The 24,504-nt window shown below is 59.2% G+C and carries 19 protein-coding genes; 8 read left to right on the top strand and 11 right to left on the bottom strand.

What is annotated here, in order from left to right; genetic code table 11:
• Positions 1–56: 56 nt before the first annotated feature.
• Positions 57–905: a CPBP family intramembrane glutamic endopeptidase gene (locus tag ELR57_RS10235; RefSeq protein ID WP_126958960.1), complete on the top strand. Its 849-nt coding sequence runs from the start codon at positions 57–59 to the stop codon at positions 903–905.
• A gap of 53 nt (positions 906–958) precedes the next feature.
• On the opposite strand, the gene ELR57_RS10230 is transcribed toward ELR57_RS10235, so the two are convergent.
• Positions 959–1,843 carry a helix-turn-helix transcriptional regulator gene (locus ELR57_RS10230; protein ID WP_158629986.1) on the bottom strand — a complete coding sequence of 295 codons (885 nt, stop codon included), beginning with the start codon at positions 1,841–1,843 and terminating at the stop codon, positions 959–961.
• Between the two features lie 139 nt (positions 1,844–1,982).
• Between ELR57_RS10230 and ELR57_RS10225 the strand changes: the two genes are divergently transcribed.
• The 6 genes from ELR57_RS10225 to ELR57_RS10200 all read left to right on the top strand — a co-directional run bounded on the left by ELR57_RS10225 (position 1,983) and on the right by ELR57_RS10200 (position 10,840).
• Positions 1,983–3,965 (top strand): alpha-amylase family protein, encoded by a 1,983-nt coding sequence (locus tag ELR57_RS10225; protein ID WP_126958958.1) that lies wholly within the window; start codon positions 1,983–1,985, stop codon positions 3,963–3,965.
• Positions 3,966–3,996: 31 nt separating this feature from the next.
• Entirely contained in the window at positions 3,997–5,790 is a 1,794-nt protein-coding gene (locus ELR57_RS10220) for a sensor histidine kinase (protein WP_126958957.1), read from the top strand.
• Entirely contained in the window at positions 5,787–7,454 is a 1,668-nt protein-coding gene (locus ELR57_RS10215; protein WP_126958956.1) for a response regulator, read from the top strand. The genes ELR57_RS10220 and ELR57_RS10215 overlap by 4 nt, the downstream gene beginning before the upstream one ends.
• A 139-nt stretch (positions 7,455–7,593) precedes the next feature.
• Complete coding sequence (locus tag ELR57_RS10210; RefSeq protein ID WP_126958955.1) at positions 7,594–8,961, top strand: ABC transporter substrate-binding protein; 1,368 nt, start codon at positions 7,594–7,596, stop codon at positions 8,959–8,961.
• Between the two features lie 135 nt (positions 8,962–9,096).
• Positions 9,097–9,981 (top strand): carbohydrate ABC transporter permease, encoded by an 885-nt coding sequence (locus tag ELR57_RS10205; protein ID WP_126958954.1) that lies wholly within the window; start codon positions 9,097–9,099, stop codon positions 9,979–9,981.
• Between the two features lie 22 nt (positions 9,982–10,003).
• Positions 10,004–10,840, top strand: a complete 837-nt coding sequence (locus tag ELR57_RS10200; protein ID WP_126958953.1) for a carbohydrate ABC transporter permease — start codon at positions 10,004–10,006, stop codon at positions 10,838–10,840.
• Between the two features lie 78 nt (positions 10,841–10,918).
• Here the strand turns inward: ELR57_RS10200 and ELR57_RS10195 are convergent, their stop codons facing one another.
• The 8 genes from ELR57_RS10195 to ELR57_RS10160 all read right to left on the bottom strand — a co-directional run bounded on the left by ELR57_RS10195 (position 10,919) and on the right by ELR57_RS10160 (position 20,007).
• Positions 10,919–12,250, bottom strand: a complete 1,332-nt coding sequence (locus tag ELR57_RS10195) for a 6-phospho-beta-glucosidase (RefSeq protein WP_126958952.1) — start codon at positions 12,248–12,250, stop codon at positions 10,919–10,921.
• 39 nt (positions 12,251–12,289) lie between these two features.
• Positions 12,290–13,264, bottom strand: a complete 975-nt coding sequence (locus ELR57_RS10190) for an N-acetylglucosamine kinase (RefSeq protein WP_126958951.1) — start codon at positions 13,262–13,264, stop codon at positions 12,290–12,292.
• An 18-nt stretch (positions 13,265–13,282) separates the two neighbouring features.
• Positions 13,283–14,284, bottom strand: a complete 1,002-nt coding sequence (locus ELR57_RS10185; protein ID WP_126958950.1) for a LacI family DNA-binding transcriptional regulator — start codon at positions 14,282–14,284, stop codon at positions 13,283–13,285.
• A 108-nt stretch (positions 14,285–14,392) separates the two neighbouring features.
• Complete coding sequence (locus ELR57_RS10180; protein ID WP_126958949.1) at positions 14,393–15,733, bottom strand: ABC transporter substrate-binding protein; 1,341 nt, start codon at positions 15,731–15,733, stop codon at positions 14,393–14,395.
• Between the two features lie 49 nt (positions 15,734–15,782).
• Entirely contained in the window at positions 15,783–16,664 is an 882-nt protein-coding gene (locus tag ELR57_RS10175; RefSeq protein ID WP_126958948.1) for a carbohydrate ABC transporter permease, read from the bottom strand.
• Positions 16,661–17,557 (bottom strand): carbohydrate ABC transporter permease, encoded by an 897-nt coding sequence (locus ELR57_RS10170; RefSeq protein ID WP_126958947.1) that lies wholly within the window; start codon positions 17,555–17,557, stop codon positions 16,661–16,663. The genes ELR57_RS10175 and ELR57_RS10170 overlap by 4 nt, the downstream gene beginning before the upstream one ends.
• 301 nt (positions 17,558–17,858) lie before the next feature.
• Positions 17,859–18,995, bottom strand: a complete 1,137-nt coding sequence (locus ELR57_RS10165; protein WP_126958946.1) for a S1C family serine protease — start codon at positions 18,993–18,995, stop codon at positions 17,859–17,861.
• A 568-nt stretch (positions 18,996–19,563) separates the two neighbouring features.
• Positions 19,564–20,007 (bottom strand): Hsp20/alpha crystallin family protein, encoded by a 444-nt coding sequence (locus tag ELR57_RS10160; RefSeq protein ID WP_126958945.1) that lies wholly within the window; start codon positions 20,005–20,007, stop codon positions 19,564–19,566.
• A gap of 152 nt (positions 20,008–20,159) precedes the next feature.
• Between ELR57_RS10160 and ELR57_RS10155 the strand changes: the two genes are divergently transcribed.
• Complete coding sequence (locus tag ELR57_RS10155; protein WP_158629985.1) at positions 20,160–21,188, top strand: LacI family DNA-binding transcriptional regulator; 1,029 nt, start codon at positions 20,160–20,162, stop codon at positions 21,186–21,188.
• A 24-nt stretch (positions 21,189–21,212) separates the two neighbouring features.
• On the opposite strand, the gene ELR57_RS10150 is transcribed toward ELR57_RS10155, so the two are convergent.
• Both ELR57_RS10150 and ELR57_RS10145 read right to left on the bottom strand, forming a co-directional pair.
• Positions 21,213–23,756 (bottom strand): ABC transporter permease, encoded by a 2,544-nt coding sequence (locus ELR57_RS10150; RefSeq protein ID WP_126958943.1) that lies wholly within the window; start codon positions 23,754–23,756, stop codon positions 21,213–21,215.
• Positions 23,753–24,442 carry an ABC transporter ATP-binding protein gene (locus ELR57_RS10145; protein WP_126958942.1) on the bottom strand — a complete coding sequence of 230 codons (690 nt, stop codon included), beginning with the start codon at positions 24,440–24,442 and terminating at the stop codon, positions 23,753–23,755. Before ELR57_RS10145 ends, ELR57_RS10150 begins: the two co-directional genes overlap by 4 nt.
• Between the last annotated feature and the right edge of the window lie 62 nt (positions 24,443–24,504).

The following is a 24,504-nucleotide window of genomic DNA, read 5'->3' as shown; positions in this document are numbered from 1 at the left end:
TGTGGAAACTAAACAAATGGGCGTAGAAGGCACTATTACTTATTCGGAGGATTTCTATGAAAGAGAGATTCGCGGTTATCGGCAAGATCCTGCTTTCCCTGGTTATTATGATCGTGCTAGCCAGTATCGGAACGATATTGCTTCAAGCGATCGATACGGAAGACTCGAACGCTCAGATGCTGGTATCCTCCCTCAGCGTAATGGGAGCGGCTCTGCTGATGTTCTATCTTTTCGATAGGAAAAAAGGCTGGAGTCTGGGGCTTAATCGGAAGCGGACGCGAACCGCGTCGAACGCCTTGCTTGGCCTGGGGCTAGGCATTCTAACGATCTCGATTAGCTTCGCGGGGATCTGGCTGTTCGGAGGGCTGGAGATCGAGTCCGCTCATCTCGATGCGGATACGGTTACGGGAGTGGCGTTGAGCTTTGGCGCGTTCATCCTGGTCGCCTTCGGCGAAGAGATGTTATGCCGAGGCTATGTGCAAGGGCTGATCAAGAACCGGTACGGCGCGAACCCGGCCATTCTGTTCTCCTCGCTCTTCTTCGCCCTCATGCACCTCGCGAACCCCGATATCCTGTCGACTCCTTTTCCATTGATTAACATCTTCCTGATCGGTCTCATCTTCGCTATCGCACGAGAGAAGACGAACGGGCTGTGGCTCCCCATCGGCTTCCACTTCTCATGGAACTTCCTTCAGGGGAATGTGTACGGTTTCGCCGTTTCCGGCGAGGACATCAAGACGATCATGACGATCTCCCCGCACGGCAGCACCTATCTGTCGGGCGGAGACTTCGGCGCGGAAGGGAGCGCGGTCGTGACGGTCCTCATGCTGATCGTCTTGGCGGCAGCCCTTCGGTCGTACAAGCGCCGCGAGAGCATCGACCCGAGCAAGTACGTGAAAGCTTAAGACAAGTGAACGAGCAGCCCATGGACCTTTAGGTCCGTGGGCTTTTCTGCATTCTACAGGAGGCCCCGGCTCTGGCTTCGGTAACGGGAAGGAGGAATGCCGTAGCTATCGGCGAATTGCTTCGAGAAGTAATGGACGGTTTCGTAGCCGAGCATCTCTGAGATCCCCGTGACGGATTCGTCGCTCTCGAGCAGCAGCGCCGCGGCTTTTCTCATCTTCATTTTCAATTGGTAGGCTTTGGGAGACATCCCCGTGACGGACCGGAAGAGCATGTAAAACTGCGTCTTCTCAAGCCCGCAAGCCTGGCACAGCTCGTCGTAAGGCACGTAACGCTCCGGATCCTTCTCCATTCTCTCGAGGATCGGCTTCAACCGCTTATCCGTCGGCGCTCCGGAGCTTAGCTGCCCGTGCGCGTATAGCAGCCAAGATTGCAGCAGGTTGGCGGTCAGCCGTTCGGCATATTCGTCCGATCCCTCGTGGATCCGGCAGATCTGGATGAACCATTCGTTCAGCGGCGAGCTCGGCTGCACGGAGAAATGCGTCGGCAGCCGTTCAAGATCAGGGCACGGCTCGATGCGCGTGAGCAGCGACGGATGGACCCGGTCGGTCCGGAACGCCAAGTGATACAGCGACTTCTCCGGCTCCGGCCGACCCCATAGGTCGAAATAGATATTGTAAGCTTCGAGCGGATGGCCCGGCTTGTAGTGGAAGGCGTGAACCTCTCCCGGCCGAATGAAGACGAGCGAGCCTTTGCCGACCGGGTAAGTGCGTCCGCCGATGACCATCTCCCCTTCGCCGTGCAGGAACAGATGGAGAGCGTAGGCGAACCCGACGCGCGTCTCCTCCTCGGGCCTTCCCCGATAGGTGTACGCGTGCGCCGCTCGAATGAAGACCGACGTATCGGTTAATTTTCTGAAGGATTCCGCTGTTTTCTCCATCATCTCCAACCCCTTTAGAACCGGAATTTCGTATAAATTACGGAATCGCATTTAAATACACTCTATCTTCCCTAGCATACAATAAAACCGTTGAGACTTGCATGAAATACAGCTATGATCAGGGAGGAGAGCATTCTTTATGCGCTTCAGACAAGTTCATTTGGATTTCCACACATCGGAAAAGATTAGAAACATTGGATCCCATTTCTCCAAGTCGCAATTCCAGGACATGCTGCGGACCGGCCATGTCGATTCGATCACGGTGTTCGCCAAGTGCCATCACGGTTGGGGGTATTACCCGTCGGAGACGACCCCGATCCATCCGCATCTGTCGTTCGACCTGCTCGGCGCTCAGATCGAGGCCGCGCACGAGATCGGCGTGAAGGCTCCGATCTACTTGTCCGTCGGTTTGGACGAACGCCTTGCCCGCCAGTATCCGCAGTGGCTCATGCGGGACGAGAACGACCAGACGAACTGGGCGAAGGGCTTCATGACCGCGGGCTTCCACCAGTTCTGCCTGAACACGCCGTATCTCGACATCATGATCGCCCAGATCGAAGAGGCGGTCTCCAAATACGACGGCGACGGCGTCTTCCTCGACATCGTCGGCGTGCGCCAATGTTATTGCCATACATGCGTCAACCAATTGCTCAGCGAAGGCAAGGACCCGCGCGACAAGGCCGTCGTGATCGAGCTCGGGGAGCGTATCTACGCGAATTATACGCGCCGGGTGGAAGCGGCCGTTCACGCGATCAAGCCCGGCATGCCGATCTTCCATAATGCCGGACACATTACGCAAGGGCGGCGCGACCTGGCGGCCATGAATACGCACTTGGAATTGGAATCGCTTCCAACCGGAGGCTGGGGCTACGACCACTTCCCGATGTCCGCCCGATACGTGCAGCAGCTGGGCTACGACTTCCTCGGGATGACCGGCAAGTTCCACACGTTCTGGGGCGAATTCGGCGGCTACAAGCATCCGAACGCTCTACGGTACGAAACGGCGCTCAGTCTCGCGAACGGCGCGCGCTGCTCGATCGGCGATCAGCTTCATCCCGAAGGCTTGATGGACCCGGCGACCTATCGCCTGATCGGCGCGGCATACGCCGAAGTCGAGCGCAAGGAAGCTTGGTGCTCCGGAGTGACGTCCGTCGCGGACGTCGGCTTGCTCTCCGTCGAAGCCGCCATCGGCGGCAGCAACGGCAGCGCGATGTTCACCGGCAAGTCGGACGCGGGAGCGGTTCGCATCCTGCTGGAGAGCCACATTTTGTTCGACGTGATCGACCTCGAGTCCGATTTTAACCGCTACAAAGTGCTTATTCTGCCGGACGCCATTACGATAGACGCGTCGCTCGAAGCCAAGCTGTCGGCCTTCCTCGCCGGCGGAGGCCGGATCTTGGCTACCGGACGCTCCGGATTGAATAGAGAAGAGACGGCGTTCGTTCTGGACCTCGGCGCCCGCGACGCGGGAGCGAATCCATACCGGCCGGACTATCTTCGTCCTTCGTTCCCTCTTCCGTCGCTCGGCGAAGCCTCCTTCGTCGTCTATTCGAACGGTCGCCGAATCGAGCTGGCGGAAGGCGGCGAAGAGCTTGGCCGCCGCGAAGACCCTTATTTTAACCGCGACGTGTATTCGTTCTGTTCCCATCAGCATACGCCGAGCATGCAGACCTCCGGAGGGCCCGGCATCACCCGCGGAAGCCATGGCATCTACTTCGCGTGGGACGTCTTCGACGACTATGCCACGAAGGGCTCGCTTCCCGTGAAGGAAGCCGTGGCCGAGGCGCTGCGCTTGCTGCTCCCGGATCCCACGCTCTCGACCGATCTGCCCGCCCAAGGCATCGTGACGCTGCAGGACCAAGCGGGAGAGAGCCGACTCGTCCAGCACAGCTTGTACGCCTCCCCAGTGCGCCGAGGAGACGGCGTCGAGGTCATCGAGGATCTCGTCGCTCTAGCCGACATCCGAGTGAAGCTCCGCCTGCCCGGCAAGCAAGTCACCCGCGTGTATCTGGCGCCGGAGGGAACGGATCTGCCCTATAGCGCGGATGGGGAGACGATCGACTACGCGATCGGACGGCTTCATAACCATCAGATGGTCGTGCTCGATTACCGTTTAATTTAACCGCAATGACGACAGCGAGGGGGATTACCCGATGAACAAGACGGCATCCAGCGCTCCGACGCAACCAAGACGGCTCTCGATCCACCAGCGGATCATGCTTTTCTTCGCGGCCGCCCTCTCGCTGATCATCATTGCCCTGGCCATCAGCAATTATCGGATCTCCTCTTCGATCTTCATCGACAAGACGATCGACAGCACGCAGCAGAACCTGGTGCTCGTCTCGGAGCAGCTCAACCTCATGTTCGATAACGCGGAGAACTACGCCAAGATCGCGATCCAGAACCAGACGATCCAGCAGACGCTGATCGCCGCCTCCGCGGGCACCGATTCCTACTCGGATTACCAGCGCTACATTACCGTCCAGAACGCGCTCAGCAGCCTGGCCGACGGCAAATCCTTCGTCAACGCCATTATCCTCTACGACATGAACCACCGGATTTACGACTCGGGCGGCATCGACGGCATTACCGACGTCAGTCTCCCTTACTTCGACCGATTCAAGGGCTCCGCCTACGGCATCGCCTGGGACGGAACGAAGCCCAGCAACTATTATCGGGACTACCGGCAGGCGAAGGTGGTCTCTCTTTTCCAACGTTTCAATTCCCAGATGTCGGGCGCCCAGCTCGGCATTTTGCAGTTATCCATCGACGAACCGTCGATCAGCCGGCAATACGCGAACGTGCGTCTCGGGGATACCGGCCAGCTGTTCATCGTCGGCCCGGACGGCGAGATCATCTCGCATCCGGATTCGAATTATCTGAACACGTCGATTCGCGACCAGCCCTATTATTCGATCATCTCGCAGCGTCAGGAAGGGAAGACGTTCCTCATGAACGGCAAGCGGTATCTCGCGGTCTCCCGTCCGTACGAACGCATGAATTGGACGATCGTCGGCATCGTTCCGATCGAGGAGATCACGAAGGACAAGAGCGTGCTGACGGCCCGATTCACGGCGCTCGGCTTCTGCTTCGTGCTGTTCGCGCTGGCGCTGACCCCCATGCTGTCCAAGTATGCCATGAGGCCGCTCAAGGTCATCCGGGAGACGGTCAAAAAGGTGCAGAGGGGAGATCTCGACGTCACGCTTAACCTGCATTCCCGCGACGAGATCGGACAGCTTGCGGTGGAGTTCAACCGGATGGTGAGCCGAACCAAGTCGCTGATGCTGCGTTCGGTCGAAGAGGAGAAGCGGCGCAAGGAGCTCGAGCTCGCCGCCATTCAAGCGCAGATCAACCCGCACTTCCTCTACAACACGCTCGAGAGCATCTGCGGACTGGCCGAGCTCGGGCGCAACGACGACATTATCGACCTGGTCAACCAGTTGGCCGGATTCTATCGCGGGGTGCTGAGCAAGGGAAGCCCGATCATCGCGATGGAGGAAGAGCTGCTGATGACGCAGCGTTATCTCGACATTCTGAAGGTCCGCTACGCCGATAAGCTCGAATACCGCTTCGATGTCGATCCCTCGATGCTCCAGTATCGCACGCTGAAGCTGCTGCTGCAGCCGATCGTCGAGAATTCGATCTATCACGGACTGAAGAACAAGCGAGGCAAAGGAAGGATCGAGCTGACCGGCCGTATCGAGCAGGAACGAATGATCATCGCGGTCGAAGACAACGGCATGGGCATGCCGCCCGAGACGATCCAATCGATCTTCTCGGCGCGGAACGGACCGGACGCCAAGAGCTTCGGCCTCAAGAGCACGGACGAACGGATCAAGCTGTATTTCGGCCAGGAGTACGGGGTCGAGATTCGCAGCGTTCCGGGCGAGGGCACGCGGGTGACGATTACGCTGCCGACGCGGCAGGCGGGGAGGTTGACCGAATGAGACCGGTTCTGTTGATCGACGACGAATATCTCGTGCGGGAGAGGCTGAAGCGAGGCGTCGACTGGGCGTCGTACGGCTTCCGCATCGCGGGGGAAGCGGAGAACGGCGAGGACGGGCTTGCCCTCTTGGAGGAGATGGAGATCGATCTGGCCGTTATCGACATTAACATGCCGATCATCGACGGCCTGGAGTTCGCGCGTATTGCGGGAGAGCGGTATCCGGGGATGAAAATGGTGTTCCTGACGGGGTACGGCACGTTCGATTACGCCCAAGCGGCGCTGCGGGCGGGCGCGCGTGATTACCTGCTCAAGCCGATCGACATGAACGGCTTCAAGCCGCTGCTGGCCAAGCTCGCCGCCGAATTGCAGGCGGAAGCCGACAGCCGGGCCATTCAACGCCAAGCGATGTGGCAGCTTCAAGAGAGCTATGCCATCATGCGGGAACGCTGGATCCGGCAATGGCTCGAAGGCTCCGTTCTCTGGGACGCCGAATCGTTCGCGAAGTTCTGCCCCCGGCTGCCGGCCCTTGGCCGCTATGCCGTGCTAGCCGTTTCCGCCGATGCCGGGTCGGAGGGCGAGGACTCGCTGGAGCGGGAGGAAGATCAAGGGCGAGTGGGCGATCAACGGCGGGCAGACGATCAAGGGCGGGCTTCCGAACCGCAGCTGTCCGCCCGCTGCCGGGAAGTCGACGAGCTGCTGAGCGCGTTGGCGGCTGCCTGGCCGTCTTCGGAAGAAGTTGAGGAAGCCGCGGGAGGCAAGCGAATCGTCGTCGCGGCCTTGGAGAGCGGCGGAGGGGACGAGGACGCGTTGGCGCGCCTCTGCGAAGAGCGTCTCGCCGTCTCGCGCGAAGCCGGTCGCGGTTCCGTGACCATCGGCATGAGCGAGCCGTTCGAGGACCCGGATCGCGCTTCCGCCGCGGCCCGCGAGGCGGCCGAAGCCTTATCCTACCGGACGCTGCGCGGCGAAGGCCGGCTTCTGCGTCACGGCGGGCTGAGCGCGCGGCCGCAAACCGCCGATTGGATGGCCGTCCGCGAACGGCTTCTGATCCTGCTTCGCCTCGGCAACGGGAAGACCGTCGCGAACGCGATCGACGAATGGCTCGCGGATTGCCGGCGAACCGACGCCTCGATGGAGCAGCTCTTCATCCTGATCGGCGAGATCGCCGCCGCGCTGCGCCTGCATGCGGCGGAGAACCGCTGCGACGCGGACGGGATCCTGCCCGCGTCGTTGCAGCCTGCCGCTCTGGTCGACCGCTTGGCGCGGTTTGAGACGATCCGAGAGTGGCTCCAGAGCCGGGCCGAGAGCGTTCTCGAACGGGTAGCCAGCGTTCGGCGGAGGCCGACGTCCCTGCTAGTCGAGAAGGCCAAGAACCACATCGACCGGGAGTTCGCCGATCCCGAGCTCGACCTGAACGGCATCGCGGGAACGATCGCGGTCAACCCAAGCTACCTAAGCCGCGTCTTCAAGCAAGAGACGGGCTATTCCGTGGTTGAATACGTGACTTTATGCCGCATGACCCGCGCCAAGGAGATGCTTGATAGCGGCGTGCGCAATCTGACGTATGTATCCGAAGCGGTCGGCTATGCGGACGCGCTCTACTTCAGCAAGCTCTTCAAGAAGCAATTCGGCGTTCCGCCGTCTCACTTCGCCATCCGCACTCCCTGATCCGGGCGGCAGGTAAAAATAATCGAGATGCGGTCAAATTCCTCCATTCAGCCCGAAGGCCTCCTTTTCTTATAATGTCCCTAACGGACGGGAGATGCCCGCCGCGCCTATCAAGCTTCCTGGGGAGGTAATGATCAAGATGACACACACGAAGAAGGCCGTCTCGCTGGCGGCTTCCGCACTGCTCTTATCCGGCGCCCTGACCGCTTGCGGCAATGATGGCAATAACGGCAAAGACGCAAGCCATTCTGCAAGCGCTGCCAATGCTTCCGCTTCGGCTTCCGCCGATACCGGCTCGAAGGCCGAGAAGGTGACGTTGACGATCTTGACCCGCTCTTCCGGCACGAGCCCGAGCGCCGTCGCTTTCGGAGACCTGATCAAGAAGTTCCAAGAGGAGAACCCGAACGTAACGATCAAGGACGAATCGATGAGCGACGAGAACGCCTTCAACCAGAAGCTCAAGACGAGCATGGCCACCGGCCAGCTGCCTGACTTGTGGACCAACTACGGCGGCGAGGCGTTCCGCGATTACGCGAAGAACAGCGCGCTGAACCTTCAGCCCTACTTGGACGAAGACACCAAGTGGGCCGGCGACTTTCTTCCGCTTCTCGACACCTGGCAATATAAAGACCTGCCCGGCACCTACGGCGTGCCTTCCGAGTTCTACAGCATCGCGATCTTCTACAACAAGGAGCTCTTCGGGAAGATCGGCATGGAGCCCCCGAAGACGATCGACGACATGCAAGCCGTGGCGGCCAAGTTCAAGGAGATCGGCGTCACCCCGATGGCCATCGCGGACAAGGAGAACTTCCGCGGCGGCCACCTGCTGACCAACCTGTCCCTGAAGAAATTCGGCCAAGCGAAGACCGACGCGCTCGTCGACGGCTCCGCCAAGTGGAACGACGCCGATATGGTGTCCCTGCTCCAGCTCATGAAGGATTGGCAGGACGCCGGCATCCTGGGCGACAACATCGTCACGACCGACAACAACACGATCACTTCCAACTTCCTGAGCGGCAAGAGCGCCATGCTGTACGAAGGCTCGTGGGGAATCAGCACGCTCGCGGCATCCGAGATCGCGGACAAGGTCGGGGTTATCCCGTTCCCGAGCTTCTCGGATTCGCCGGACAACGCGGGCACCTGGTTCGGCGGCGCCGGCGGCTACTCCCTCTCCAAGGAACTGAAGGGCGCCAAGCTTGACGCGGCGGTTAAGCTGCTGAAGTACCTGACTTCGGCCGAGGCCTTCCAATACTATCTGGAGCAGACCAAGGGCGGCGTCTATCCGGTCAACATGGAGGTCGACTCCAGCAAGGTCGACCCGGTCACCCAAGCCTACATGGAAGCGCTGAAGACGTCCACGGGCTTCAAGCTCGAGCTGTACGCCTACGACCCGATCGCGCAGCTGCAGGACAAGGTGCGCAACGAGATCCAAGGCTTGTTCGCGGGCAACACTCCTAAGAAGACCGCCGACAACATCCAGAGCTTCCTCGATTCCAACCGCAAGTAATCGTTCCATCCGGTTGGAGATCGAGCAACCGCAGTGCCGCAGCCGTCCCGCAGGGTGCCTCGCTTTCGCCGAGCCGATGCGAGGGCGGCTGTTCGCGCTTCACAATCCCTAGGCACGCTAGGAGGCGACCCATCCATGTACGGCCGTAAAATTTACGGAACGATCGCGATCTTCCTGCTCCCGGTCTTCCTTCTGTACACGATCGCGTTCATCATCCCCGTCGTTCAGACCGCTTACCAATCCTTCTTCAGCTGGAACGGCATCCACAACGTCCCGATGAGCTATGTGGGACTCGACAATTACGCCGAGATGTTCCGAAGCGAAGAATTCTATCATGCTCTCCGCAACGTCGGCGTCTTCATCGTCGCCTCGTTCGTGCTCATCCTGCCCGTCGCTTTCGCCATGGCGCTGCTCATCACGAGCAAGACGCGGGGCAAGCGCTTCTTCAAAGTCGCGTACTTCCTTCCGTCGATCCTGCCGCTGACGTCCGTCGGCCTCATGTGGCAGTTCCTGCTCAAGGGCGACGGGGGTCTCGTCAACACGCTGCTCGGCATGGTCGGGCTGTCGTCGTGGCAGCACGAATGGCTCGGCGAGCCGTCGATCGCGATTTACGTCGTCGTCGTCGTGAACGCCTGGATCTACTTCGGCCTCAACATGATCATCTTCGCCAGCGGCATCGTCGCCATCCCGGACGACCTCTACGAAGCGGCGGCCATGGAAGGCGCCGTCGGCTGGAAGCGGGTGTACTACATCACGGTCCCTCTCATGAAGGAGACGTTCAAGGTGTTCTCGGTGCTTGCGGTCACGCAGTCGCTCCGAGTCTTCTCGCAGATCTACGTCATGACGGGGGGAGGCCCGAACGGCGCGACCGACGTGCCGACGACGATGCTGTACAATCAATCGTTCAAATACAACAATTTCGGCATGGGCAACAGCATCGGCACTTTCATTATCGTTGCCGGCTTCGCGGCCACGGTCATTCTGAACAAACTGATGAACGGGAAGGCGAGCCGAGCCTGACGTCCATGGGAGGCGACAATCTATGACTATCAAAAACCGAATGTTCCTGCCGGCAACCTACCTGCTCGCCATCATGGGCTCGGTCATGTTCCTTTACCCGCTCTTGTTCACCGTTCAAGCTTCTCTCAAGGACAACGTCGAGATTTATAACGATAAGCCGTTCGCGCTTCCGACGCAGTGGCTGTGGTCCAACTACCATGAGGCGTTCAGCGAAGGCAAGATCGGGTGGGCCGTGCTGAATTCGGCGTTCTACGCGACCGCGGGCACGGCTCTCGCGCTGCTGCTCGGCATCATGGCGGCCTTCGTCCTGTCGCGGCTCCGCTTCCGCTTCCGGGAAGGCTTCTATCTCTACTTCACGACCGGCCTCATGATTCCGGTATTCTCGCTCATTATCCCGATCTCCCGGATGATCGGCACCGTTCACGGCTTCAACAACTTCTTCGTCATGATCGTGCTGTACGGGGTGTTCCAGCTGCCGTTCACGATCTTCCTGGTCACCGGCTTCATGAAGGGGATTAGCAGGGAGCTGGACGAATCGGCGATGATCGACGGCTGTTCGCCCGCAAGACTGCTGTTCCGCATTCTGCTGCCGCTGACGATGCCCGCCGTCTCGACCGCCGGCATCCTGGCCTTCTTCGACATCTACAACGACCTGATCTGGAACGTCCTGCTGGTCACCAAGGACAGCATGTTCAATATTTCCGTCGCTCTCATGTCGTTCATAGGGGAACACGGTTCCGCCCGGATGGGGCCGATGTTCGCCGGCATCATCATCACGATCGTCCCGACGATCGTCGTGTACCTGCTGTTCCAAGAGAAGGTCGAGTCCGGCCTTAGCGCGGGGGCGGTCAAGGAATAGCAGCATAGATACCGTATCGAGAAAAACCTTGCCGATCTCATTCGTCGGCAAGGTTTTTTGGCGGTTCCGGCAATTCCTTTACTTAAAGAACCGAGGAAGATAAGGCCGGTTCTTCTCCAGCATCTCGTCCAGCAGCAGTCTGGCGACGCTGACGGACGGCACGAGCGGATGCGCCGCCATGGCTTGCAGCGCGATGCCACGGTCGCCGGTGATCGCGGCTTCGATCGTCAGTCGCTCGTACGTCTTGACGGCGGCGATGAGGCCCTTCGCGTTCTCCGGCACCTTCGTGACCGGAAGCGGAAGCGGGCCTTGGCCGGTCACGACGCAGTTGACCTCGATCGCGGCGTCCTCGGGCAGGAAGTCGAGCACCCGTCCGTTCCGGACGTTCAGCGTCTGGATGTCGCGGCGGTCGTTGTGCAGCGACACCATCAGGTTGACCGCCGCCTCGGAATAGTACGCGCCGCCTCGCTGCTCCAGCTGCTTCGGCTTCTCTTCGAGATTCGGATCCTTGTACAGCTCGAACAGCTCGTCTTCGACGCGCTTCACGACCTCCGCTCGGGTGCCGTTGTTCTGCAGGGACGTCAGCTGCTCGTCGAGCATGACGTCCGGCATGTAGAAGTACTTCAGGTAGTAGGACGGATAGCCGCCCAGCGTGCGCAGGAACTCCGGATCCCATTCGGTCGGAGGGACGTTCTTGCCCGAATACTCCTCGCTCTTGTCGAGCAGCTCCGGCAGCTTGTCGGCGCCGTCGATCTCGATTCGCGTGACCCAGTGCAGATGGTTCAAGCCGACGAACTCGGTGTAAATCCGCTTGGCTTCGACCTCATACTTGCCCATGAGCCACTTGTGCAGCCCGATCGGGGCGTTGCAGAGGCCGATGCTCTTGACGCTGGAGTAGCGAGAGATCGCTTCGGTGACCATGCCCGCCGGGTTGGTGAAGTTGAGCAGCCAAGCATTCGGAGCCAGCTCCTCGATGTCCTTGCAGATGTCGAGCAGCACGGGAATCGTGCGGAGGGCCTTCATCATGCCCCCGGGTCCGGTCGTCTCTTGGCCGATGACGCCGTGCAGGTTCGGGATGTGCTCATCCCACTTGCGGGCTTCGAGCAGGCCGACGCGCAGCTGCGTCGAGACGAAGTCCGCGTCCTTGATCGCCGCGCGGCGATCAAGGGTCAATTGGACCTTGATCGGCAGGCCCGACTTCGCGACCATGCGTTTCGCGAGCTCTCCGACGATATCGAGCTTATGCTTGCCCTGCTCGATGTCGACGAGCCACAGTTCGCCGATGGGAAGCTCGTCGTAGCGCTTGATGAAGCCTTCTACGATCTCCGGCGTATAGGACGAGCCGCCGCCGATTACCGCGATCTTTAACTTCTTGCCTGATGCCGCGTCTTGTTTCGTGTCTTGTGCCATGGGTGTCCATCTCCTTGTAAGCCATCTCTATCGTCTTGCCTATGCAAGCACGTAATCCGATACGCCGCGCAGCCCGTCGTAGACCGCCTGCGGCAGCTCGACCCCGGAAGCCTCGACCGCCAGCCAGACGGCGCCGACGACCGGCTCGACTTCGAGCTTGGCGAGCCGCGCATTCGGCGCGACGGCCTTCACCGCCTGCTCGATCGGGGAGAGCACGTAATCGCCTTTGCCGCGCACGAGAATGCTGCCCGCGAGCACGACGTCGAACTCCTCCTTCTCCATGCCGAGCCGCTTGATGATCGCTCTGGCGGAGATGCCGAGCTCCGCTCCCTGGCGCTTCAGAATCTCGATCGCGACGCCGTCGCCTTGCTCGGCGGCTTCGAAGAGCAGCGGCACGAGGCGGACCGGCGGAATCTTGTCGCGATCCAGATAGTCGTGGAACATCGTCTCGACATCGCCATAGCCCAGTTCCTTCAGGACAAGCTCCGTCAGCGCCGTCGGTCGCTCCCGGCCGTCCCATGCCCGGATGACCGAACGGAACGCCTCGACGTTCAGCGCTCCTCCTCCGCCGAAGTCTCCGTATTGGTAAGAGAACCCGCCGACCTGCAGGAATGCCCCTGCGGGGTTGACGCCCGCGCCATTGGTGCCGGTTCCGCAGATCAGAACGACTCCGTACGGGCGGTCCGTACCCGCTCGCATCGCGATCATCGTGTCGCAGTTGATCGCATGGCGGGGGAGGCCCAGCTCCGCGATCATCGGCCGCAGGATGCGGTAATCGGTCTCCCGATCCGCTCCGGCCAGGCCGAAGTACGCGAATTCGATCTGCTCCTTCGTCAGGCCCGATTGCCCGAGAGCCATCTCGACGGACTCGCGGATGTTGCGCTTGGCGACGTCGTAGCCCGTTTGGTGGTTGCCGTTGCCGCTATGGCCTTTGCCGACGACCTTGCCTGTCTCGTCGACGATCAGCGCGTACGTCTTGCTGCCTCCGCCGTCGACGCCCATGTAATAGTTCAAAGGCTTCACTCCTGCTAGTTAACCCTCATGTATTTTCCTTGCGGTCGATTCCCGAACGATCAGCTCCGGCTCGATCTGGACCGTCGCGCTGCGCTTCGCCGGCTCGGCCATGACGCCGAGCAGCAGCTCGACCGCTTCCGCGGCGATCTTGTCGGCCGGCTGGCGAACCGTGGTTAGCGTCGGACGGAATTCCGAAGCGAGGTACTGGTCGTCGAAGCCGACGACCGACAGCTCGTTCGGCACGCGGACGCCCGCGTTCTTGCAGGCGTCCAGGATGCCGAGCGCGATATAATCGTCCGCGGCGAACACCGCGGACGGCATCCGGCCGGAAGCGATCCAATCCATCGCGATCCGGTAACCGGTCGAGATCTCGAAGCTTCCCCGTTCGACCGAGAACGGCGTCAGGCCCGCCTCCTCCATGGCGAACAGGAAGCCGCGCTCGCGCTCCTTCGTGCTGAGGAAGCCCTCGGAGCCGCCGATGTGGGAGATTTCCTTATGGCCGAGGTCGATCAGATGCTTCGTCGCCTCATAGCCGCCCTTGAAGTTGTCCACGACGACGGACGACACCGACGGGTTCTTCTGGGAGTTATCGATCAAGACGAACGGGATCTTCTTCTGCTTCAATTCCATGACGTACTCGCTCTCGTCGATCGGGGACAGCAGGAGAATGCCGTCCACGCGGTCTTCCTGGAACAGCGAGCGATGGAAGGCGTCGCTGTAACGGTTCGAGATCGAGAGCGCGAGGAAGTAGCCGTGCTCGGCCAGCCTGTCGTTCGCTTCCTTGACGACCGCGTCGAGGAACGAGTCGTGCAGCGTCGTCAGCGTCAGGCCGATGATGCCGGTCTTGCCTCGGGCAAGGCTGCGGGCGGAGGCGTTCGGATGATAATTGAGCTCGCGCATCGCCTGCAGCACTTTCTCCCGGTTCGAAGGACGAACGGAGCTGGAATTGTTCAATACCCTGGATACGGTGACGACGGACAAGCCCGACTTCTTGGCGACGTCGAAGATGCTTACTTTCATGCTAAGACACTCCCGATGATCAGTTCTTCTTATCTTTAAAGTAACACAGTTGAGAGGAAAGATCATGAGAAAGTTTAAGCGGTTTAACTCCATCGGGCTGCCGATCTCTTATTCTTTATTCACGCGCTCCAACAGCTTCGTAAGCTTCTCCTGGATTCCCGGGAGCACTTCCTCGACCTTCTTGTCTCCGTTCTCGACGCTGGCGAGCTCGTTGATGAACAGCTCGTTGATCTGAGAATAGTTGGAGATCAAGTGGTTGTAAGACTCGAAGCCGTACTTATAAGCGCCTTCGAACACCTGCTTCAGCTGCTCCGGAGCGATGCCTTCGAAGTTGCTGTAATACTTCTCCGCGGCCGCTTGGTTGACCGGCGGGTTGCCGCCGCTCAGCTCGATCGACTTCTCCTGGATCTCCGTCGCGATCAGGAACTTGATCCACTCGAGCGCTTCCTTCGGATGCTTGGAATCCTTCAGCACGAACAGCGGATCGACGTAGAGCACGCTTCTCACGTTAGGGTTCGGGCCCTGCGGCACCGCCGCCACGCCGACGTTGAAGCTGAAGTCGCTGGCGGCGGCGAGGCTCCAGGAACCGACGACGGACATGCCGATCTTGCCGGACAGGAACGGATCGCCGAATTGCCCGGAGACCGACTTGGAGAACGCCGGGGTCGGGGACACCTTCTCATCCCAGATAAGGCCGTAGATCTTCTTGTAGGCATCGATGACCGCCGGCTCGTTCAAGTTGACCTTGGACGGCTTGCCGCCGTTCGTCCACGTATCGTCCGAGTAGACGTTGGCGCCGAAGTACTGCGGGCGCTGGTCGCGCTCGCCGAAGCCGAAGTCGACCCCGTATTGCGCTTCCGCCAGGTTCTTCGAATCGACGGTCATTTTCCTCGCGTACTCGACCATCTTGTCGAACGTCCAGCTCTTGTCCTCGTAGTCGGTCGGCGGATACGGAAGGCCTGCCTTGTCGAACATATCCTTGTTATAGAGCATGACGGTGACGTAGCTGTTCAGCGGAATGCCGTACGTCTTGCCGTCGACCTTATAGATGTTCATAACGTCTTCCGGGATGTTGTAATCCGAAGCCTTGAAGTCCCCGAGGTAAGGCGTCAGGTCCATCAGCATCCCTTTGTTATAATATTCCATGAACCCGCCATAGCCCCAATGGGACGTAACGTCCGGCGCGTTCTTCGCCGCGATCGACGACTGGAGCTTGGAGTCGAACTGCTCATACGGCGCCTTCGTGATCTTGACCTTGATGTTCGGGTGGGCCTTCTCGAACTCCGGCACGAGCTTCTCCACGAAGGTGCGGTCCGGCGAATCGATCGTGTAATGCGTGATCGTTACCGTCTCCCCCGCGCCTTCCTTGTTATCCTTGGAACACCCCGTCGCGACAAGCGCGATCGCCGCCGTCGATGCCAACGCCAATTTTCCCAGCTTCTTGCTCATGTTTCTCCCCCTTATGGTAGTGGTGATAACGACAAGCTTATAAGAAGACTTACTTGATGCCGGTCAGCACGATGCCTTGGACGAACCGCCGCTGGGCGACCGCGAAGAGCGCGACGATCGGCAGTACGGACAGAAGGGAAGCCGCCATCATCAGGTTCCAAGGCGCAATTCGGAACTTGGAGCTAAGCATGGCCGCCATCCCGATCGGCAGCGTGAAGTTCTCCTGCGAATCGAGATACAGCACCGGAGCGAGCAGGTCGTTCCAGCTCCAGATGAAGCTGAAGATGGCGACCGTCGCGAGCACGGGGCCCGACAGCGGAAGAGTCAGGTTCCAGAACAAGCGCAGCTCGCGGCAGCCGTCGATGCGGCCGGCGTCGTACACCTCGTTCGGAAGGCTGGAGAAGAACTGCTTCAACAGGAAGACCATATACGCCGAAGCGAAGAAGTTCGGTAGAATCAGCGGCAGCAGCGAGTCGTGGAGACCCAGCTTGGTGAAAAGCAGGAATTGCGGGATCATAATCGCCGGGTAAGGAAGCATGAGCGTGCTGAGCAGCAGCATGAACAAGAAAGGCGACAGGCGCGCCCGGTAGCGGGCGAAGCCGAAAGCGACGAACGAGGAAGACAGCACCGTGCCGACGACGGTCAATCCCGCGACGATGAGGCTGTTCCAGTACTGCTGTCCGAACTTCAGCTCGGAGTTCGCGAACAGCTCCTTGAAGTTGCCCCATTCGAAGCGGTTCGGAATGAAGGAGGGCGGGTAGGCGAGCATCTCCTTCGTCGACTTCAGCGACGTCGAGAGCATGAACCACAGGGGCATGATCATCGCCGCCGTCACCGCCAGCAGAATCAGAAAGCCGATGATCTGGGCCATGTCCGCTTTCCTCCTGCGGCGCTTGGGCGGCTCGCCCGTCGCCAGGGATAGATCGCTCATCTGCTGCTCCCTCCTTCGTAGTGCACGTAGCGGTTCGACATTTTCATAATGAGGAACGTAATGGCCAGGACGCCGATCAGCAGAATCCAGGACATCGCGGACGCGTAGCCGTACCGGAAGTTCTTGAACGCGTTAATGTAGATGTTGTACACGTAGAACCAAGTAGAGTAGTTCGGCCCGCCCTGCGTGATCGTGTAGGCCTGGGTGAACACCTGGAAGGAATCGATCATCCCGATGATGAGCTGGAAAAGAAAGACCGGAGAGATGAGCGGCAGCGTGATCCTGAAGAACGTCCGCACCCGTCCCGAACCGTCCAGCTTCGCGGCCTCGAGCAGCGATTCCGGCACTCCCTGCAGCCCCGCGAGGAAGATCAGCATGCCGCCGCCTACTCCCCAGAACGACATGATGATCAGCGCCCACATCGCGTACTTCTCGTCGAGGAACCAGTTGATCGTGTCGACTCCGAACCAGCTAAGCACGTAGTTGAACAGGCCGGCTTGCGGATTGAACACCCAGAACCAGAGCAGCGCCATCGACACCCCGGAGATCATGCTGGGAAAATACATCGCCGTCCGGATAAAGCCGCGGAGAGGAACCTTCATGTTGATGAGGATGGCGAAGAACAAAGAGAGAGCGAGCGTCAGCGGAACGCTGATAAACGTGTACTTAAGCGTGACCTTGATGGAGGTCCAGAACAATTCGTCCTGGAACAGCTCGCGGTAATTGCCAAGTCCGATAAATTCCGGCGCATGGATGATGTCGTATTCCGTGAAGCTGTAATACAAGGAAGCGAGTACCGGAAACAATGCGAACACGATAAACCCGATCAGCCAAGGCGAGATAAAGAAGTAGAACCATCGCCCTTCGCGGCGCCCTTCCCTCGTTGCCCTCAATCGCAATCCCCCTCTGTCCTCTAAAGTTAAAACGCTTTAACTTTCGGTGTAAAAAATAAATCGCAATCTTTTGAGTTCAAAAGTTAAAGCGATTAAACTTTGTGTCTATTATAAGCAGATGACGGAGACGTTGACAAGGGAGAAATTTTTATAGCCGCCGGTACTCGGATAAGTTGGAGGAACTGCACAAAAAGTCGGGGGACGACCCAAGGAGGAACTGTCTATTCGTCATGAAAAAGCCCTCGGTTATCCCAATTCGGATAGCCGAGGGCCGTTCGCCTTTCGTGCTTCGGATTGTTGCTTAAAGGCTCTTCGCCGACGTTCCGGCCATCAGCTCGGTCAGCGCATCTTGGATGGTAGAAGCCGGAATGGCGAAGCCGATGCCCTGCGCCTCCGCGTTGACGGCCGTGTTGACCCCGATGACTTCTCCCCGCGTGTTCAGCAGAGGCCCGCCGGAGTTGCCGGGGTTGATCGAAGCGTCCGTCTGCAGCAGATGCTCGTATTTATGCTCCGTTCCGTCCTCTCCCGTAATCGTGATCGGCCGCTCCTTGGCGCTGAGCACGCCGACGGTCATGGTGTGATCCAAGCCGTAGGGATTGCCGATGGCGACGACCCAGTCACCGATATTCGCTTGGTCGGAATCGCCGATCTTCAGCGCCGGGAACTTCTTGCCGTCCGGGCTTGTCACTTTCAGGACCGCCAGGTCGAGATCCGCGTCGGAGTTCACCACCGTCGCGTCGAGCGGCTCGTCATAGCCGGGAACCTTGACCTTCAGCTCCGTCGCGTCCGCAATCACGTGCTCGTTCGTCAGGATATAGCCATCCTCGTTGAAGAAGAAGCCGGTCCCCGTCCCCATCAATACGGGGTCTTGGTTCTGCTGTTGCTGGGATTGCTGCCTCGGATCATCCATCCGCTCACCGAAGCCTCCGAAGCCTCCAAAGAGCTGCGAGCTCGTCGACTGGCTCTCGATCCCGTAATTCTCGATCTCGACGACCGCGGGATTCGCCTCGTCGAACACCGAAGAGATCTTCTCGTCGACGTTGGCGGCGACCGAGGCCGTCGTCAATCCGGCAACGTCGGAATAGGAATGGCCTCCCGAGGCCGACGATTCGACGGAGGCGGCCGTGCCTCCGCTGAATAGGTTGAGCTTGTCGGACATGAAGCTGAGTCCGCCTACGACCAGCGCCCCGACTAGGAAGGATGCGACCATCGACTTCGCCGAAGGTCCTTTCGGGCGATCCGGCCGATTGCCGCGCTTCCCGTTTCCTCCGTTCCCGCCATCGCCGCTTCCGGCAGAGCTAGGCGGCTCCATGGCGTTCAGCTGTTCCTCGTAGGAAGATTGCATTCTAGCGATATTGTTGGAAGAATCATAGCGATAGACGGTGACCGGCTCCTTGGAGCTCTCTATATCGACTTTTTCCATGTTGTTCTCGTTCATTCGGATCCTCCTCCTTGCTTGCGATGGCTTTATTATGGAGTCCGATCCTAAAGCGGAGATTAAACCAATCTGAAAGGTTCATAAGTTTGATAGGCAATCGGATTGTGAAAATGGGAGAGGCCTTGCCTCCTAGATTCGAGCGGCCCCACTGCTTTCCATTCCAACAGGAGCTAACGGAACGGAGAGACGTTATTTCAGCTCAAAAACAGGTTGTTAAACTCTAACGGAACCAGGAGACGTTATTTTCGAGAAAACGGGGAAAAATCGGCCGTTTGGGGCGAAATAAGGGCGCTGAGTTCCGTTAAATTTCGAATTGCGAGTTTATCGGGCAAATAAGAGCTGTGGGTTCCGTTAGAGCAGCGAAGAGGCGCAGAGTCGAAAAGGCGCGGAGGGGATGAGTCGAAAAGTCGAGGAGTCAAAGAGGTGAGGAGGTGAAGTCTTTCTTATCATTTTCACATTGATCTCCGGATTCATCACCGTCGCGATCGAATAAGCGAAACAAAACGCCAAACGCCGCGAATCGGAGCCGTCGCCGGCTCGAGATCGCGGCGTTCGTTAGGCTTCGCCTCTAATGGAACTGGACGTCGATTCGTTTCCTGGAGTCGCCTTTCTGCTTCGGCATGCGAACCTCCAGCACTCCGTTCCTGTAGCTCGCTTGAATCCCCTCGGAAGTGACGTTGGAGGGCAGCGAGATCGAACGGTGGAACCGGCCGTAGAAGCGTTCCTGCCGATGCATGCGGTCTTCCTTCACTTCCTGTTTGCGGTTGACCATGCCGCTAATCGTTAAGAGATTGTTCTCGACCTCGATATCGACGTCTTCCTTCTTCTCCAGGCCTGGAATGTCGCAGGTCGCGACGACCTCGGCGTCGGTCTCGTGAACGTCGATCGTCATATGCCCGAGTCCGAGAAGGGTGCCGTGCTTGGTCAGGGATTGCTCGTCGGAGAAGAACCGGTCCCATTCCCGGCGGAAGGAATCCAGACGGCGGAACGGTTCGTAAGGCACGAGGGCCATATACAGTCCTCCTTGTTAGGTGTATTCGGTTGTAGTTTCCCGCGCCAAGGGCCGGATATTCAGGCGGCGATTGCCAAGCCGCGCTATTAAGGGTATTTTAGTATCAAATAGAGACGCTGGAATCCAGCGGCGGAATGGCGGTCGGTACGAACATGTCGGCTAATATACGAGATATAGCCAAGGCTGCGGGGGTATCGGTCTCCACCGTATCCAAGGCGCTTAACGGATATTCTTCGGTCAGCGACGCGACGAGAGCGAAGGTGCTGCGGATCGCGAACGAGCTGCGGTATGAGCCGAACGCGGCGGCGCGGGCGCTTGTCGGCCAGCGGTCGATGACGCTGGGCGTCTCTCTGACGACGGGCCTGACGCACCCCTTCTTCGGAAGCCTGCTCGGCGGGATCGACCGGGCTCTGCAGGAGAAGGGCTATGACCTTATCTATCTGTCCCAAGCCCACATCAACCCGGAGTACAGCCTGGTTCGCCATTGTCGGACCCGCAACGTGGAAGGCGTGCTCGTGTTCGGGTTCCAGGATACGGACAGGGACTTCGTCGAGCTGATCGATTCCGATCTTCCCGCGGTGTTCATCGACCTTGACATTCAAGCAAGCCGAATCGGCATGGTAACCTCCGATAACGCGCAAGCGACCCGCGAGGCCGTCCGGCATCTGCATGCCTTGGGCCATCGGCGGATCGCTTATATCGCGGGACTTGCGGATTCGTATGTCGAGAAGCTGCGGAAGCAGGGCTTCCGTCAGGGCCTCTTGGAGAACGGCCTGAGCGAACGTTCCGAATACCGGGCGGGGGAAGACTTCACTCGCGAGAGCGGCTACGAAGCGATGCATCGGCTCCTCTCTCTGGAGGAGCGTCCGACCGCGGTCGTCTGCTGCTCCGATATGAGCGCCTTCGGCGCCATGGAGGCCGCCGAGGAGAGAGGCCTCTCCATCCCGGAGGACGTGTCCGTCGTCGGCTTCGACGACATCGAAGCGGCGAGAAGCGTGCGGCCCGCGCTGACGACCATTCGGCAGGATATGCCGCGGATGGGCTACGAGGCGGTCATGCTTCTCGACCGGCTTATTGCCGAGGAGACGGATTCGATTTCCGAGCTGCCGAAGCGGGTCGTGCTGCCTACGGAATGGATCTCGAGAGACTCCTGCGGCCCGGCGCCCGGCCGAATCGAGTAATTCGGATTCGGCTTAGGCTTATTCTTAATTCTCTTCGCGAAGCGAATCGATCAGGTTGGTCTTGGCAACGCGGCGCAGCGGACCCTGCACGGCGAACAGGCCGACGGCGAAGGCTGCCCCGCATGCGATCAGCGAGCCGGACCACGGGAAGCGGAACGGCATTCCTTGCACGTTCGTGAGCTCGATGAACAGGAAGTAGCTGAAGCCGATACCGAGAATGAGCCCCCAGATGCTTCCGAGCAATCCGAACCAGACTCCCTCCAGCGTCGCCATCCTTTTCAACTGTCCCATCGTCATTCCGACGGCTTGAAGCAAGCCGAATTCGCGCCTGCGCAGAAGCAGGTTCGTCTGAATCGTGTTAATGATATTCAAGCTTCCGATCACCCCGATGACGGTCAAGAAGCCGTAGATAAAGATCATCATCTGAAGGTTGAACTGGCGCTGTTCCTTCTGCTCCGCAGCCGTATCGACCAGATAGGACCCCGGAGTGCTGTTCACCAGCTGCTCCAGCGCTTCGCGGACGGGACCGCTGTCCGCTCCGTCCTTCATCGCGACGTCGATGCCGTTCCGTGTCGAACTTATCGGATTGTTCTTGTCGGTCAAGCCGGCCAATTCGTCGAATACGGTATCGGGCGCCATCACCCGATAGCTCGTTTCCTGGTACATGGAGCCGAAGGGAGACTGGGACAGAATGCCGCCGATCGTGACTTCCCGCGTCTCGGCCGAAGCAACGTTCCCGTCCGGATTGCCGCTCATGTCGACAAGCAGCTTATCTCCGACTTTGTAGTCGGTCATATCCAGCAGCGTTCTTTTGCCCGTATTGGGATCTTGAGGCTTGACCGCCTGAACGAGCAGAACCCCGTTCATCGCCTTCAGCTTCTCCGGATCCGCCGTGCCGTCAACGAGATAATTGGCTGCTTCTCTCAGGCGGGCATCGTCGTACTTCGACAGGGAAGAGTAGATCATGTCGTAAGTGACCCCGTCCCGGGTCGTCTCCAGGTATTGAATCCCGGAGATTCGCAGGAATTCCGAGCTGACTTTCTTCGGGGGAACCCAGGCATAGAAGCCTGGGGTATCATATCTGCCGTAAACTCCCCGCACCCCGGCGATGTTCTCGATCTTCTTGATCTGATCTTCCGTCAGGAAGTCGGCAGGCTTCGCGTTATCCATATCCGGCTGAGACATTCTCGTGACCGAGAAAGCGATCCGATCCTCGTCGTTCGAGCTGGATGTCATGGTGAACATCTCTTGCGTGAAATAATGGAACACGATAAACAGAGTGACGCTAATGATGACCGAGAAGCTCGTGATCCGGAACTTGCTTCGGTTCCGGCGGATGTTCTTGGCGGCCATGTTGCCGCCTACGCCGAAGGCTTGCAGCGGAGACGGAAGCCGGAAGCGGCGGTACGTCTCCCGCACGATGCTCCCCGCGCCGCGAACCGCGTCGACCGGCGATACGGATGCCGCCTTGCGGGCGGGCAGCCAAGCAGCGAGATAGACGGAGACCAGGCCGACGGCCGCGCTGCCTGCCAGAATCCACGCATGCCAGGTTAGATGGAACTCCTCCATCGCCAGAATCTGGAACCCGGCCTCGACCATCAGCTTGATGACCAGCCAGAGCACGCCCCAGCCGCACAGAAGGCCAAGAGGGATGCCGATTGCCGCCAGCGTCGTCGCTTCCCGGAACACGAGGCCGCGAATCTGCGAAGGCGTCGCGCCGAGCGTCCGGAGCAGCCCGAACTGGCGGATTCTCTCCAGAACGGAGATATGGAAGATGTTATAGATAACCGCGGCTGTCGACAGTACGACCAGCCCGATCAGAGTGCCGAAGATGATCAGCATCACTTTGTTGATGTTATCGTCCGGCGACTCTCCCATATAAGACAGCACGATGCCGTTTGAATTAAAGCCTTCCGGATTCAGCTTCTGGAACGAATCGAGATGATTGCTGATATCCACGCCGGACTTCAGGGTAACGAAGAGCCTGAGATCGCCTGTCGAAGATCCGACATCGTTCTGCAGCGTGTAGGCCGCAGTCTCGAAGTTCAATTGGCTGTTCCGGGAATTCTTCAACGTGCCGGAGATGCGGTACTCGTGCGGTTGTGCATCCGGTCCCTTCAGCGTTGTCGACTCTCCCAGCTTAGGCGTTCCCGGAAGGTAGGGCAGAACCCATTCCTCCACAAGAATTTCGTCGGAAGACGCTGGCCACTGCCCGGCAGACAGGTGCAGGGGAGTCAGAGGGAACACATCCGAATTTGCTTCGTTAAGCGTCAGTTTTATCGAATCCGGGAGCTGCGTCTTCGAGCTCTCCTTCATGACGCCGACCTTGTCGACGAGAACGTTCTTCGTCAGTTCGTCGTAGAGCCCGCTGTCCACCTTATTATAAGCGAAGTGGTAAGAGCCGTAATCGTAGACGGCTTGCTCATATAAATTATCCTTCATGCTCTGGCCCATCGTGCCGATGGCGCTGATCAGAGCGACCGATAGAATGATGCCGATAATCGTCAGAATCGAACGCTTGCGCTGCTGCTTCAGGTAGCGCCCGGCGAGTGCGCCATAGCCCTTCATGCCCGGTCGCCCCCTCGGGTGTCGCTGACGAGCTTGCCGTCCTGCATGCGCAGCACGCGGTCCGCTTCGGCGGCGATGTTCATGTCGTGGGAGATGACGATGACCGTCTGGTGGTACTGCCGCACGGCGAGCTTCAGAAGCTCCATGACCTCGCGGCTGTTGGCGCTGTCCAGATTCCCGGTCGGCTCGTCGGCGAGCACGATGGCCGGGCGATAAGCGAGGGCGCGTCCGATGGCGACGCGCTGCTGTTGACCGCCGGACAGCTCCGAAGGCAGATGCTTGCGCCGTTCGTCCAAGCCGAGCGTATGGATCAGGTCGCGAATGTATTCCTTGTCCGGCTGGCGATGATCGAGGAGCAGCGGCAGCTGGATGTTCTCTTCGACGCTCAGGACGGGAATCAAATTAAACGATTGGAAAATAAACCCGATCTTTCGGCGGCGGAAAACGGCGCGTTCCCGTTCCTTCAGCGCGTAGAGGTCTTCTCCGTCGATACGCACCGTTCCCGAGGTGGGGTGATCGAGTCCTCCCAGCATGTGGAGCAGAGTGCTCTTGCCCGAGCCGCTGGAGCCTACGATCGCGGCGAATTCCCCTTGGGAGACGCTGAAGCTGACCTCTCTCAAGGCTTCTACCTTGGTGCTGTCCTTCCCGTAAGTCTTGACTAGTCTATCTGCTTCGATGATGTTCATCGACCGTTCATCCTTTCCCTGTATCATGGTATAAGCCAAGTATAGATCCTCAACCTTACAGG

This window comes from Cohnella sp. AR92, assembly GCF_003990975.1.
Lineage (GTDB): Bacteria > Bacillota > Bacilli > Paenibacillales > Paenibacillaceae > Cohnella.
Note: the sequence above shows the minus strand (reverse complement) of the source record. Positions and strands in the feature narration are given on the sequence as shown.